Source organism: Bradyrhizobium sp. 139 (genome assembly GCF_023074175.1).
GTDB lineage: Bacteria > Pseudomonadota > Alphaproteobacteria > Rhizobiales > Xanthobacteraceae > Bradyrhizobium.
In genome coordinates this window covers 98,161-112,358 of the sequence record NZ_JADPKS010000169.1, presented here as the reverse complement: position 1 = coordinate 112,358, position 14,198 = coordinate 98,161, and the positions used below count along the sequence as shown (strand labels likewise).

11 protein-coding genes are annotated in these 14,198 nt (G+C 64.9%); 6 read left to right on the top strand and 5 right to left on the bottom strand.

Annotated elements, in window-relative coordinates:
• Window positions 1–117 precede the first annotated feature (117 nt).
• The gene (locus IVA80_RS36115; protein ID WP_247439879.1) at window positions 118–1,650 is read right to left on the bottom strand and encodes a glycosyltransferase family 39 protein; all 1,533 of its coding nucleotides are present in this window, start codon (window positions 1,648–1,650) and stop codon (window positions 118–120) included.
• Between the two features lie 371 nt (window positions 1,651–2,021).
• On the opposite strand from IVA80_RS36115, the gene IVA80_RS36110 reads away from it, so the two are divergent.
• The 4 genes from IVA80_RS36110 to IVA80_RS36095 all read left to right on the top strand — a co-directional run bounded on the left by IVA80_RS36110 (window position 2,022) and on the right by IVA80_RS36095 (window position 6,010).
• Complete coding sequence (locus tag IVA80_RS36110; RefSeq protein WP_247439874.1) at window positions 2,022–3,755, top strand: adenylate/guanylate cyclase domain-containing protein; 1,734 nt, start codon at window positions 2,022–2,024, stop codon at window positions 3,753–3,755.
• Between the two features lie 324 nt (window positions 3,756–4,079).
• Complete coding sequence (locus tag IVA80_RS36105; RefSeq protein WP_247439873.1) at window positions 4,080–5,279, top strand: molybdopterin-dependent oxidoreductase; 1,200 nt, start codon at window positions 4,080–4,082, stop codon at window positions 5,277–5,279.
• A gap of 13 nt (window positions 5,280–5,292) precedes the next feature.
• The gene (locus IVA80_RS36100) at window positions 5,293–5,601 is read left to right on the top strand and encodes a cytochrome c (protein ID WP_247439872.1); all 309 of its coding nucleotides are present in this window, start codon (window positions 5,293–5,295) and stop codon (window positions 5,599–5,601) included.
• A 208-nt stretch (window positions 5,602–5,809) separates the two neighbouring features.
• On the top strand, window positions 5,810–6,010 hold the full coding sequence (locus IVA80_RS36095) for a cold shock domain-containing protein (protein ID WP_007596519.1): 201 nt from the start codon (window positions 5,810–5,812) through the stop codon (window positions 6,008–6,010).
• A 171-nt stretch (window positions 6,011–6,181) separates the two neighbouring features.
• Here IVA80_RS36095 and IVA80_RS36090 read toward each other — a convergent pair whose 3' ends face one another.
• Window positions 6,182–6,643 (bottom strand): Lrp/AsnC ligand binding domain-containing protein, encoded by a 462-nt coding sequence (locus IVA80_RS36090; protein WP_038954741.1) that lies wholly within the window; start codon window positions 6,641–6,643, stop codon window positions 6,182–6,184.
• Between the two features lie 114 nt (window positions 6,644–6,757).
• On the opposite strand from IVA80_RS36090, the gene putA reads away from it, so the two are divergent.
• Together putA and IVA80_RS36080 are read left to right on the top strand one after the other, a co-directional pair.
• Window positions 6,758–9,757: a bifunctional proline dehydrogenase/L-glutamate gamma-semialdehyde dehydrogenase PutA gene (putA, locus tag IVA80_RS36085; RefSeq protein WP_247439871.1), complete on the top strand. Its 3,000-nt coding sequence runs from the start codon at window positions 6,758–6,760 to the stop codon at window positions 9,755–9,757.
• A gap of 111 nt (window positions 9,758–9,868) precedes the next feature.
• Window positions 9,869–11,074, top strand: a complete 1,206-nt coding sequence (locus IVA80_RS36080) for a CoA transferase (protein ID WP_247439870.1) — start codon at window positions 9,869–9,871, stop codon at window positions 11,072–11,074.
• Between the two features lie 94 nt (window positions 11,075–11,168).
• Here IVA80_RS36080 and IVA80_RS36075 read toward each other — a convergent pair whose 3' ends face one another.
• The 3 genes from IVA80_RS36075 to IVA80_RS36065 all read right to left on the bottom strand — a co-directional run bounded on the left by IVA80_RS36075 (window position 11,169) and on the right by IVA80_RS36065 (window position 13,987).
• The gene (locus IVA80_RS36075; RefSeq protein ID WP_247439869.1) at window positions 11,169–11,333 is read right to left on the bottom strand and encodes a hypothetical protein; all 165 of its coding nucleotides are present in this window, start codon (window positions 11,331–11,333) and stop codon (window positions 11,169–11,171) included.
• Window positions 11,334–11,350: 17 nt separating this feature from the next.
• Window positions 11,351–12,910 carry a hypothetical protein gene (locus IVA80_RS36070; RefSeq protein ID WP_247439868.1) on the bottom strand — a complete coding sequence of 520 codons (1,560 nt, stop codon included), beginning with the start codon at window positions 12,908–12,910 and terminating at the stop codon, window positions 11,351–11,353.
• A gap of 93 nt (window positions 12,911–13,003) precedes the next feature.
• The gene (locus IVA80_RS36065) at window positions 13,004–13,987 is read right to left on the bottom strand and encodes a hypothetical protein (RefSeq protein ID WP_247439878.1); all 984 of its coding nucleotides are present in this window, start codon (window positions 13,985–13,987) and stop codon (window positions 13,004–13,006) included.
• Window positions 13,988–14,198 lie beyond the last annotated feature (211 nt).

Below are 14,198 nucleotides of genomic sequence, written 5' to 3'. Positions count from 1 at the left end.
TTGTGGCGCTGCGCTAGCGCAGCGCCGCAGCCGACCAAACCATGAACCAATGTCACCCATCCATCCGGTCTGTTCTGTTACCCATCCATCCGCTGGACAAGGTTACTGCTTCCCGACCTACGCAAATGTCGCGAGCGATGTAAATTCCCCCGCCAACACGCGCCACTGAAACAGCGGCGAGTTCTTCGGCGGCGACAGCTCCGGCGTCCAGCCGGTCAGCTTCTCAAGCACATAGGTGTCGATCACCAGGCCGCGCCAGCATCGTTCGACTTGGCCAAGCGGCTCGCGCCTGGCGGGGATATTCTCCCACAGCGACGAACGATTGTCCGGCTCTCGCCCGACATAGATGCCCGCATGCCCGCTGATTCGGTCCATGCCGGGATCGCCAAAATCCTGGAAGCGGCCGCGCTCGTTGATCTCGATCACGGGCACGCGGCCCCTGAACAGCCAACGCATCATGGCGTAGGTGCGGTAGTCCGTGGTCGCGATCCAGGTCGCACCGGTCTGGTCGAGCGCGGCCTGCGCACGCGCCGCGACCTGCTCGTAGCCGGCCTCGGCGCCGATCGGATCGATCCTGCCCAGGAGATTCCAGGGCGCGGCGACGTAGTAGAGGAACACGATCACGACGAAGGCGATGCCCGAGACGATGGCCGTTCTGATCCAGAAAATGCTCGACCGGATCATCCGCGCCGACCAGTTTTCACGCGACAGCATGACAGGGTTGACAGCGGCAGCGGCAAAACCGACCGGCCACATGAACATCGGCCAAGTGTCGCCGACCCTGAGCGTCATCGACTTGAAGAAGAAATAGAGGAACGGCACCAGCACCGCGGTTGACAGCAAGATCGCGACCGGCTCGCGCGTGCGATAGCCGCGCCACGCCGTCATCACGAGGCCAGTCAACACCACCGGCAGCATGACGAAGCCAACCAGGCCGAATTGCAGGCCGATGTAATCGCCGATCGTGCGCAGCGAGATGCCGTAATTGGCGGTCGCGCGCACGCCCTGGAAGCGGAACGAAGCCCAATCGTGCTGCGCATTCCAGATCAGCACCGGCGAGAACACGGCAATTGCGACCAGTACCGCGAGATAAGGGTAGGGACTGCGCAGCCAGCGCCAGCGCCAATCCGGCACCAGCAGAAACGCGGCGACCGCCGGCGCGAACATGACCGCGGTGAACTTCGACAGCATCGACAGTCCGGCGAACAGGCCCGCCGCCAGCCACCAGCGTCCATGGCCGCCCTGCGCGAGCCGCACCAGGGACCACATCATGGCCACCGCAAACGGGATCATGGCAACGTCGGGCGCGACCTTGGCCATCAGCAGGCCGTAATAGAGCGCGGCCTCCGGCATCAGCACCGCGAAAACAACGGCGCGCACATCATGGGTGAGGCGGCGGACGATGCCAGCGAGCAGCAGCTGCATCACCAGCATCGCGACGATGCCGCCGAAGCGCACACCGAGAGCGGTGTCGCCGAAGATCGCGGTGCCAAAACGGATGAACCAGGCGATCATGGGGGGGTGATCGAGGAAGCTGAACGCGGCCTCCTTCGACCAGGTCCAGTAATAGGCCTCGTCGGTGCGCAGCTCGATCGCTGAGGCGTAGACGATGCGCAGCACCGTCATCGCGGCGATGATCAGCGCGGCCATGACGAGGGAACGGCGCGCGGCGCCGTTGGGGGGCACGGTGATGTCAGGGGCTGTCGTCACGGCCGCGCTTTTCGCCAACCTGGGTGGGGGAGTCAATGCGAGGGGCCACCGTCGTCCCGGGCGCGACGTAGTCGCGAGGCCGGGACCCATAGCCACAGGCAGGGGTTTGGCGAAGAGTCGCGGTTACCAGCCGGCGCCACACTACTCCCTGTGGCTATGGGTGCCGGATCGGCGCGCCGCTATGCGGCGCTTGTCCGGGACGACGGCGGAGTGTTGACCCGCCGGCCGCGCATGTGATCGGGCGAGCTGTCCGCCCCCGGAATTAAACGCCACGCTGGCTGTTCTCCTTGATGAACTGATACAAGCGAATCATGGCCGCCACCGCACCCTCACGATTGTCCGAACTTTCCCGCGCGACCAGCCTGCGGCAGGTCCGGCTAGTCTGCGGCATCATCCTGTTCTCCTACGTGGTCAGCCATTTCCTCAACCACGCGCTCGGCAACATCTCAGTCGATGCCATGGAGATCGGGGTCTACTACCACACGCTGTTCTGGCAGTTCCTGCCTGTTGCGATCGTGTTCTATGGCGCCGCCATCGTTCATATGGGGCTCGGCGTCTACGCGCTGTACCAGCGCCGGCAGTTCCGCTGGAAGACGATCGAGCCGCTCCAGCTCGTGCTCGGACTGAGCATTCCTGCACTCGTCATGGCGCATGTGATCGGCGTAAGGCTCGGACAGACGCTGTACGGGCACCAGAAGCTCTATCCGCAGGAGCTCTATCTGTTCTTCGTCGCGTCGAACCGCATCTGGACCATGACAATCCTGCTGATCATCGCCTGGATACACGGCTGCATCGGCATCTATTTCTGGGTCCGCCTCAAGCCGTTCTTCACGCGCGCCGCGCCCTATCTGCTCGCGGCTGCCGTGCTGATCCCGGCGCTGGCGCTGCTCGGCGTCTACCAGGGCGGACGCAGCGTCATAGCCGAGGCCGACGACGGGGAGTGGCGCACGCACAATCTCACCCGCCGCCAGCTCGGCACGACGGCTGAGGCCGAGACGCTCGACCGCATCACCGGCGGTCTCACCATCGGCTATTTGGGACTGCTCGGGCTGGCGCTAGGGGCGCGCGGCGTACGCGCCTTGCGCGAACGCCGCGGCGGCATGATCGCGCTGTCCTACGGCAATGGCAAGACAGTGCGCGTGCCGAAGGGCCTCTCCGTGCTGGAGGCAAGTCTGCGTCACAATGTGCCGCATGCCAGCGTCTGCGGCGGCCGCGCTCGCTGCTCGACCTGCCGCATCCGCATCATCGGCGACCATGCCGCCCTGCCCGAGCCGTCGCAGCGCGAAGCCTTCGTGCTCGCGCGCGTCGGCACCGCCGATCCCTCGATCAGGCTCGCCTGCCAGCTGCGGCCGGACTCCGACCTCTCCTTCTTCCAGCTCTTCATGCCGCACACGCTGTCGGCGAATGCGCATGCTTCCGCGCCGGCGCGGATCGGCCAGGAGCGTTATCTCGTCAGCCTGTTCGTGGACATGCGCGGCTCGACGCAGCTTGCCGAGAAGCGGCTGCCGTTCGACACCGTCTTCATCGTCAACCGCTTTCTCGGCGCCGTCTCGCAGGCGGTGATCGAGAACGGCGGCCAGCCGAACCAGTTCGTCGGCGACGGCATGCTGGCGCTGTTCGGCCTCACCGCCGATCCGCAGACCGCCTGCCGGCAGGCGCTGAAGGCCACCGCAGGCATTGCCACGCATATCGACGAACTCAACGAGCTCCTGAGCCACGATCTGCGTCAGCCAATCCGCTTCGGCATCGGCCTTCACGGCGGCGAAGTCATCATCGGCGACATCGGCTATCGCGATCACATCGTGTTCACGGCGCTCGGCGATGCCGTCAACGTCGCCGCCCGACTCCAGGACATGACCAAGACGCTGGCCTGCGAAGCCGTGGTCTCGGAGGAAGTCTGCCGCACCGCCGGCCTTGCCGACGACGCGCTGCCACAACAGGAGGTCGCGATCCGCGGCCGCGACGAGCCGATGGCCGTGCGCGTCGTCGCGGACGCCAGGGAGCTGTCGGCGCTCGTCGACGTCGGTGCGCGCGTCGCGGCCTAAGCCACGTGCGAAGGTGCGCTCCCTCTCCCGCCTGCGGGAGAGGGTCGGGGAGAGGGTATCTCCGCAACGAGACACTCCCCTAGAGAAGAAAGCCCTCACCCGGCGCTACGCGCCGACCTCTCCCGTAAGCGGGAGAGGTGCAGCGAGCTCGCGGCCAAATTGATTCGACCAAACTAAATCGCAGCGTAACACCGGGTTGCTGCAACGCAGCGGCATGGGCCTGCTGCGAAAGCACGAATTGACTTCATCTGCGTCGTTGCGACAGATGAGCGCGGCATGGCGATGATGACCGCCATCCAACGAAAAACTCCGGGAGGAGACCACATGCTCGATCGACGCGACCTGCTCAAAGGAGCGGGCTTCGCCGCTATTGCGGCCACACTGAATTCACCCAAGGCGCTGGCTCTCGATACCGTCACCCTGCCTTTCGCCAATGGCGAGCGGCCGCTGGTAAAGTTTCCGCAGAAGCGGCCCATGATCGGACTGACCAGCCGGCCGCCGCAGCTCGAGACGCCGTTCGCAGTATTCAACGACGGTCCGATCACGCCGAACAGCGCGTTCTTCGTGCGCTACCACCTCTCGGACCTGCCCTACAATCTCGACCCCGACAAGTTCACGCTTGAGGTCAAGGGCAAAGTCGACAAGCCGCTCAAGTTGTCGCTCAAGGACATCAGGAAGATGAAGGCGAGCGAGATCGTCGCCGTCAACCAGTGCTCCGGCAACAGCCGCGGCTTCTTCGAGCCGCGCGTCGCCGGCGGCCAGCTCGCCAACGGCGCGATGGGCAATGCGCGCTGGCGCGGCGTGCCGCTCAAGGCTGTGCTGGAGATGGCAGGCGTGCAGAGCGGCGCCAGGCAGGTCGCTTTCAACGGCATGGACGGCCCGGCCAGCGACAAGACACCCGATTTCGTCAAGGCCCTCGATATCGATCACGCCACCGATGGCGAGGTGATGCTGGCCTATGGCATGAATGGCGAGGACCTGCCGTTCCTCAACGGCTTTCCGCTGCGCCTGATCGTGCCCGGCTATTACGGCACCTACTGGGTCAAGCACCTCAACGAGATCACCGTCGTCGACACCATCTATGACGGCTTCTGGATGAAGTCGGCCTATCGCATTCCAGACACGCCGAACAATGCGGTCGAGCCGGGCACCGCACCGAAGGCGACGATCCCGATCAACCGCTTCACCATCCGCTCTTTCATCACCAGTCTCAGTGACGGGGCCAAGCTGAAAGCAGGCGGCACGACGCTGCGCGGTATCGCCTTCGACGGCGGCAAGGGCATCAAGGACGTCCAGGTCTCCACCGACGGCGGCAAGACCTGGACGAGCGCCAAGCTCGGCAAGGATCTTGGCAAATACTCATTCCGTGAATGGACACTGCCGGTGAAGCTCGCGGCGGGCGCCTACGAGTTCAAGGTGCGCGCCACCGGCAATGGCGGCGAGACCCAGCCGGATGCGCCGCGCTGGAATCCGGCGGGTTATCTACGCAACGTCGTCGAAACCGTCCGCGTCAGCGTGGCCTGAGGGAGAATTGATCATGCAGCGCACCGTTCTCCTCGCCATCTCGCTCGCCTTCGCCGCCGGCATCAGCGCCGTGACCGCAGCGCCCGTCAATTACCAGCTTCCGGACGAGATCGCCGCCTTCAAGCCCGGTCCCAATCTCGAGGTGGTGCAAGGCAATTGCAGCGCCTGCCACTCGGCCGACTACATCAACACGCAGCCGCCGATGAAGGACAAGAAAGGTTTTTGGCAGGCCGAGGTGACCAAGATGATCAAGGTCTATGGCGCCCCGATCGACGATGCCGATGTCGGCAAGATCGTCGACTATCTGGCCGCGACTTATTGACCGATGGCTCGCGGCGTGCGGATCAATTGACCGCGAAACGGGCAAACTCGGCAAAAACGCCGCGAAGTTGAGCGGAATTCGGCAAAATGCCGATGTGGTTTGAGCTACCAAGCCGGCCACATTCCGCGTATCGTGTTAGGACCGAACCGGCCGGTTGGCGGGGACTGGCGGTTCGAGATCTCGGAGGAAGACCCGCGGAGAAGACGTGATGGCTAAAGGTACGGTCAAGTGGTTCAACCCGACGAAGGGTTATGGATTTATCCAGCCTGCGTCGGGCGGCAAGGATGTGTTCGTGCATATCTCGGCAGTGCAAAAAGCCGGCCTGTCCTCGCTCAACGAAGGACAGACGGTGGAATACGAAGAGATCGCAAACCGGGGCAAGAGCTCCGCGGAGAACCTCAAAGTATAAGCCCGCCAGCCTTTTTCTGCCTCCCGGATTTGTCCGGGAACGGGCCAAGACAATTTTAGAAGACGGTCAGTGCATTCGACGACAGGCGTTGTGGTTGCACGAGGAGAGCTATTTTTTCTGCGAAGACCGCTTGTTCAACGCCACAGCAATGACAATCGCGGCGGCACTTCGTTAGTCCACCGGCAACGGGGCGTCGCGCTTGATCTCCTCCATCACCGCATAGGTGCGCGTCTCGCGCACCCCCGGCATCGACAGCAGGGTCTCACCGAGGAAGCGCCGATACGCGGTCATGTCCGCGAGCCGCGCCTTCACAAGATAGTCGAAGCCGCCTGCAACCATGTGACACTCCAGCACCTCGGGCGCGAGTTTCACCGCGCGCGCGAAGCGTTCGAAATTGTCGGGCGTGGTCTTGTCGAGCAGCACCTCGACGAACACCAGAAGCCCAAGGCCGAGCCGATGCGGATTGAGCCGTGCCCCATAGCCCTCGACGAAGCCCTCACGCTGCAAGCGCTTCAGCCGCTCACCGACCGACGTCGGCGACAGCCCGATGCGCTCGGCGAGTTCGACATTGGCGATTCGCCCGTCCTGCTGCAAAATCGAGAGGATTTTACGGTCAATTCGATCGAGTTCCATATATTATACGGCCGAGGTGGATATGGTCTTCATTTTCTAAGGCAAAATGGCTAAATTGTCTATCGAACTACGGTAACGTGGATCTTATCCTGGATCTCAACGACAGGACATGCCATGCCGAACATCCCGCCTCCCTTCTCCGCCCCCTACGCGCCCGATGATGCCGACATTGCCGCGCGCCTCTTGCCGGCCTCGCATCTGTCCCCGCCGCAGGAGGCACGGATCGACCGCACCGCGACGCGGCTGGTCGAGGCGATCCGCAAGCGGGACGATGGGCTTGGCGGGGTCGAGGACATGCTGCGGGAGTTCGCACTCTCGACCAAGGAAGGGCTGGCGCTGATGGTGCTGGCGGAGGCGCTGCTGCGCGTGCCGGACGCGCGCACGGCGGACCAGTTCATCGAGGACAAGCTCGGCGAGGGCGATTTCATCCACCACGAGACCAAGTCGACCGCCTTCCTGGTCAACGCCTCGGCCTGGGCGCTCGGCCTCTCGGCGCGGGTGATCCAGCCCGGCGAGACGCCGGACGGCACCATCGGCCGGCTGGTGAAGCGGCTCGGCGCGCCGGCGGTGCGCACCGCCACGCGCCAGGCGATGCGGCTGATGGGCAATCATTTCGTGCTGGGTGAGACCATCGAGCAGGCGCTGGAGCGGGGCCGGCCGCGCTCCGGCCAGAAGCCGCGCTATTCCTTCGACATGCTCGGCGAAGGCGCGCGCACGGCTGCGGACGCGAAGCGCTATTTCGACGCGTATGCGAGCGCGATCGAAACAATCGGCAAGGCGGCCGGCAGCCATGCCCTGCCCGACCGTCCCGGCATCTCGGTCAAACTCTCGGCCTTGCATCCGCGCTTCGAAGCGATCAGTCGCGCGCGTGTGATGGCCGAGCTGGTGCCGCTCCTGCTCGATCTCGCCAGGCGCGCCAAGTCCTACGAGCTCAACTTCACGGTCGATGCCGAGGAGGCCGATCGGCTCGAGCTGTCGCTCGACGTGATCGCGGCAACGCTCGCCGATCCCTCGCTCGAGGGCTGGGACGGATTTGGGCTTGCGGTCCAGGCCTATCAGAAGCGCGCCAGCGCGGTAATCGACTATGTCGATGAACTCTCGCGCGCGCATGACCGCAAGCTGATGGTGCGGCTGGTCAAGGGCGCCTATTGGGACACCGAGATCAAGCGCGCCCAGGAGCGCGGGCTCGACGGCTATCCCGTGTTCACGCGCAAGGCGATGACGGATCTGAACTACGTCGCCTGCGCCTCGAGGCTTCTTGCCTTGCGGCCGCGCATCTTCCCGCAATTCGCCACCCACAACGCGCTGAGCGTCGCGACCGTGCTGGAGCTTGCGGGCGGCAGCAGCGGATTCGAATTCCAACGCCTCCACGGCATGGGCGAAGCGCTCTACGAGCAGCTTGCCAAGGATCACCCCGAGATCGCCTACCGCACCTATGCGCCGGTCGGCAGTCATCGCGACCTGCTCGCCTATCTGGTGCGGCGGCTGCTGGAAAACGGCGCCAATTCATCCTTCGTGGCACAGGCTGCAGATTACCGGGTGCCGGTTTCGGCGCTGCTGAAGCGCCCGCCAGACCTGATCGTGCGGCCGGATCAGGCGCATCATGCGAAGATTCCCCTGCCGGGCGACCTGTTCGCACCGGAGCGGCGGAATTCGCGCGGCATCGAATTTGGCGAGCGCGCCGCGCTCGATCTGCTGCTGGCGGACGTCAAGGCCGAGACGCTCGACTTCAATCCAGTCGCCGACGCAACACCGGATCGGGCGAGTGCCGCGGTGGCCGCCGCGCGCGCGGGTTTTACCGCGTGGAGCCGAACGCCGGCGGCCACGCGCGCGGCGGCACTGGAGCAGGCGGCGCATCTCCTGGAGAGCCGCAGCGCCCATTTCATCGCGTTGCTGCAAGTCGAGGGCGGCAAGACGCTCGATGATGCGCTGTCGGAACTGCGCGAGGCCGCGGATTTCTGCCGCTATTATGCCGCGCAGGGCCGAAAGCTGTTCGGCAGCGAGGCGGCGATGCCGGGCCCGACCGGAGAAAGCAATGCGCTCGCCATGCGCGGCCGCGGCGTCTTCGTGGCGATCTCGCCCTGGAATTTTCCGCTGGCGATCTTCCTGGGCCAGGTCACGGCGGCGTTGATGGCCGGCAATAGCGTGGTGGCGAAACCCGCCGAGCAGACCCCCCGCATCGCGCTTGACGCCGTGCGGCTCCTGCACGAGGCCGGCATCCCCACAAGCGCGCTGCATCTCGTCACTGGCGACGGCCGCATCGGCGCGGTGCTGACTGCGCATGCCGACATCGCCGGCGTCGTCTTCACCGGCTCGACGGAGGTCGCCCGCGCGATCAACCGCACGCTTGCGGCCAAGGACGGACCGATCGTGCCGCTGATCGCAGAGACCGGCGGCATCAATGCCATGATTGCGGATGCGACAGCGCTGCCCGAGCAGGTCGCCGACGACGTCGTGACATCGGCCTTCCGTTCTGCCGGCCAGCGCTGCTCGGCGCTGCGGCTGCTGTTCGTCCAGGAGGACGTCGCCGACCGCATGATCGAGATGATCGCGGGCGCGGCGCGCGAGCTCAGGATCGGCAATGCAAGCGATGTCGCAACCCATGTCGGTCCGGTGATCGACCTCGAGGCCAAGCAGCGCCTCGATGCGCATATTGCGCGGACGAAGTCGCAAGCGCGATTGCACTTTGCCGGCACCGCGCCCGACGGCTGCTTCGTCGCCCCGCACATTTTCGAACTCAAGGAAGCCAGCCAGCTCACCGAGGAGGTATTCGGCCCGATCCTGCATGTCGTGCGCTATCGCGCGGAAAACCTCGACGGCGTGCTGCAAGCGATCGAGCGCAGCGGCTATGGCCTCACGCTCGGCGTCCATTCCCGCATCGACGACACCGTTGAGGCGATCATCGACCGCATGCAGGTCGGCAACATCTATGTCAACCGCAACATGATCGGCGCCGTGGTCGGCGTGCAGCCGTTCGGCGGCAACGGCCTGTCCGGAACCGGCCCGAAGGCCGGCGGCCCGCATTATCTTGCGCGCTTTGCAACCGAGCAGACGGTGACGATCAACACCGCGGCAGCTGGCGGCAATGCTGCCCTGCTCGCGGGCGAGGAGTGAGGCCCGCGAGGAGCGTTGCATCCCACCGAAACATCAGTCTAATGCTCCCATGATGTGCCCGCGCCAATTCCAGCGCGCGGGAAACGACAAGACCGAGGGAGCGGCGCCGCGATGGAAAAGGGCATTTTTGCCGGGCTGAAGGTTCTGGACTGCGCGAGCTTCATCGCTGCGCCTGCGGCTGCGACCGTGCTGTCGGATTTCGGCGCCGACGTCGTCAAGATCGAGCCGCCCGGCGCCGGCGACCCCTACCGCAATCTGCCCAACCTGCCGGGCTATCCGACCGGCGAGCACAATTTCGCCTGGCTGCTGGAGGCCCGCAACAAAAGGAGTCTCGCGCTCGACCTCTCCAAGCCGGAGGCGCAGGCCGTGCTCTATAAGCTGGTGGAAGAGGCCGATGTCTTCATCACCAACATGCCGCCACCGGTGCGCGCCAAGCTCGGCATCACCTATGACCACCTCGCTCATCTCAACGACCGGCTGATCTACGCCTCCTTCACCGGCTACGGCGAGAAGGGCGAGGAAGCCAATAAGCCCGGCTTCGACAGCAACGCCTATTGGGCGCGCTCCGGCCTGATGGACCTCGTCCGCGCCGATACCGACACGACGCCGGCCCGCTCGGTCGCCGGAATGGGCGATCACCCCTGCGCCATGGCGTTCTACGGCGCGATCGTCACCGCGCTCTATCAGCGCGAGAAGACCGGCAAGGGCTCGCATGTCGCCTCCAATCTGATGGCGAACGGGGTGTGGGCGGCGAGCGTGCTGGCGCAGGCAAAACTCTGCGGCGCCAAATTCGGCGAGCGGCGCCCGCGCGAGCGCGCACTGAATGCAGTCGCCAACCACTACCAGTGCAAGGACGGCCGCTGGCTGATCCTGTCGCTGCTCAACGAGGAGAGGCAGTGGCCGACGCTGGCCAAATGCCTCGGGCGCGAAGACCTGATCGCAGATGCGCGCTTCGCCACCAAAGCCGACCGCCATGCCCGCTCGGTCGAGCTGATCAAGATTCTGGACGACACCTTCGCCACCAGGGATCTGGCCGAATGGCGCAAGATCCTCGACGGCAACGGCCTCGTGTTCGGCGTCGTCGGCATTTTGGACGATATCCCGAACGACAAGCAGATGCTCGACAACGAGGTGCTGGTGCCGTTCGAGAACGACACCATGCTCACCATCTCCAGCCCGATCTGGATCGACGGCGCCAAGAAAGTGCAGCCGCGCAAACCGCCCGGCGTCGGCGAGCACAGTGACGAGATTTTGCGCAAGGCGGGATACGACGAGAACGCGATCAAGCAGCTGCGGTCGAAAGGAGCGGTGGGGTAAGGGCGCGGGACCATCTCGGTATAACAATCGGCAACGTATCCCGTCGCTTCGCGTGGTGCCGGGACAAGCCCTGGCATGACGAAAGAAAGCGCAGTTACCGCAACGCCAGCCAGCCAAGCGTGAACAAAATCCCTCCGACCATGACGACCACTGCGACCGCCCAGGTGCTCACGCGGATGCTGCCGGTGACCTGCTTGGCTTCCTCATTGCGCGCGATCTCGCGATTGCGCTCCTTGTTGGCGTCACTGGTATCAGTCATGGGTCATCCAAATCGGTTTAGCGCGTCTTGATGAAGCACATGCCGATGCGGCTCGAGGCCGCGGCAGCCTGACAGGCGAGACCCTTAGCACAGCTCCATGACGTAAAACTCTTATCCAGCGTTCCCGATCCTGCATTTTGCAGGGAACAATGGGCGCCCCAGCCATCCTGATATTCGGTGCTGGCCAGTTCGCTGCCGCCGCGAGTCTGCGGCCGGCTGGCAAATCCGCGTGAGAAATCAGGGCGTTTGCCCGCGGCGAATGCGGTCAGGATATCGCGGCGGCGGAGCTGGTCACCGAAGAAATGCGGCGAGGCTGGCACGATGTTGGAATTGGACGGCTTGTCCGCAAGCCAGTCGACGCCCGGGAAATGGAAGCCGCCGATACCGCGGGTCTGATGGCAGCCGGCACAGGTGACGTCGTTGAGGCGGCGCTGGAAGCCCGCGACCGAGCGGATGTTCTGCATATCGATGCCATGCGCCGCCGCCTGCTTCAGGGCGCCGACCACGTCATTGTCGGTGAAGACCGGCTCGCCCTTATTGTCTCTGCCCTCCCCTGTTCCTTCTCCTTGCATCATGCCGAACTCCGGCTGCAACGACGAAGCGTCGAGGCCGGCGGGCGTTGGCACCACCGCGGCCTTGGCCAGGAATTTTTCAGGGATCAGCACCGTGCCGCGATCGAACTCGCGAAGATGGTCGGGCGCGAGCAGCCAGTCCCTGAAGTCGCGCCGGAGCGCGTCGTCGGCGAGGATCCTGTCGCGGTCGATCTGGTTCTCCAGCGTCGATTCCTCGAACCGCTTCCTGGCGGCGTCATACTTGAACACTTTGAGCAGATAGTCGGCGCGGAAATCGTGCAGCGCCGATTTCGCCGCGATGGAGATCTGGATATCGGTCTCGATGCGATCGAGCATGGCGTCGTAGGGATCAAAGCTGCTGCCGATCAGGCCCTGCCAGTCGCCATTCTCGAGCCAGCGCCGCGCAACCTCGGCACAGGTCATGGGCTTGCCGCTCCCGTCCGTCTGGCGCGCATCCCTGGCTTTCACCACCAGATTGAGCGTCATCGGTAGCCGCGTTGCGGTCTTGCTGCCGTCTGGCCTGGTCTCGAAATGCGCCAGCCGATAGATCAGCCGGATCTCGCCGCAGGAGTCTTCCGCGACATAGGCGCGGTCCATGCGGTTGATGATGCCCGCCAGGACAAAGCGCGTGTCACGGGTTTTCAGATTGGCCCGGTCGAACAGCTGCACGTCAAAACCTTCGCCGACGCCGATGGTCTCGGTCGGATAGGCCGCCTTCTGCCGGGCGATGTAGCGGTCGAACTCCGCGTCGATCGCGGCGGGAATTTGCTTGAGCTGCGGCAGCCAGGAAAACATCAGGTCGGTCGTCAGCGGAAAGTCCGCGTTCCGCCCCGGCCACAACAAGCGGGAGATCGTGAGCGCGTCGTGCTGGTCGAGCTCGCGCAGGAGACCGGGATCGGTGATCGCGGTGCCGCGCGTCAGCGGCGCGTTCTCCGCTGCGAAAAGCGAAACGGCGCCGCCCAACAATGCGGCGGCGACAACGAGAATTCGCAACGCGCGGCTCATGTCTCCAGTAACACCGTGCAAGCCGGCCTATTCAAGCAAAAAGGCGCTTCACATGGTGGTGAAGCGCCTCTTTGAAGATCGGATATCGAACGCTCAGCGCGCGACGATCAGGCCCTTGCTGGTGACGACGACCCAGCGGCCGTCCTGGCGGCGGATCGCATCAACGCGGCCCACTCCCGGGATGGGGTCGCCGGCATAGACCTCGTAAAGGCCCCCACGGCCTTCGATCAGCGCACCGCCGTTGGTGACCTCGCGCAGCACCCAGCCTTCGACCATCGGCAACCGGCCGACCTCGGTCTTGGGGGCGGCGGGGACCGGAGCCGGCGCGGCCGTCGCAACCTGGGTCGGCGCGATCGAGCCGGTGGTCTCCTTCGCGGCGGCTGCGGCGGCCTGCGCAGGAACGGCGGGCGGCGCGGCGCGGAGCTTGTCGACGGTCTCGGACAGTTTTGCGATTTTGGCTATCGGCTCGGCTTGCGCCTTCTCGAGCTTGTCGAGGCGGTCGTTGGTCCGGTTGAATTGACTGACGCCAGTCTTGGAGGTGTGCTCGATGTTGGCCTTCAGCGCGACGACATCGGCATCGATCCGGGCGACAGAAGCATCCAGCGCGCTGGTGTCGGCGACCTGCGCCGGCGCGGGGGCTGCGAAATGCAGCATGCCGACGGTCGCAAGTGCGCCGCTGATGGCGCCGACGGTGGCAGCAATCGCCGCCACCGCAGCCATCGCCGACAGCCGGCGCTTGCCGCCGGTCTCGCGCGCCTCGTCCGCCTTCACATGCGGGGCAAACTCCTCGCGCTCCCAGGAGCGCTCCGAGGACGCCATGACGATGAGCTTGCCCGGCTTCGTCTCGGGCGTGATCCGGGCCTTGGCTTCGGCCTCAGGCTTGGCGCCGAACTTCGGCACTTCGATCCTTGAAGCCTCGATCTTGGGCGGCTCGACCCTGGGGGCGTCCGGCTTGGGCGGCGCCTCGTGATCGGGGGCGATCGAGGGGGCTTCGAAGCTGGCCGTGGCAGCCTCGACGGCCTGCGGCGCGGTAGCGGCGGCTTCGACGGCAGTTTCCTGGGCGGCCTGCTCGGGCATTGGTTCGCTCACGGCTCAAATACTCCAGTCTGGATTGACCTTTTGGTAACTTTCATTGCTTGCGAATTCCTTACCTTCGGACCCGCTTACCGAAGTTTTAGGAACTCATCCGGGGCCGAATTTGGCCCGGAAAGTGGAACCGGCGTGGCGGCGCGCAACAAATTGTAAGCCGATGCTGCCCCGCGGCAGGCCACGATCTCGCCGAACAGGC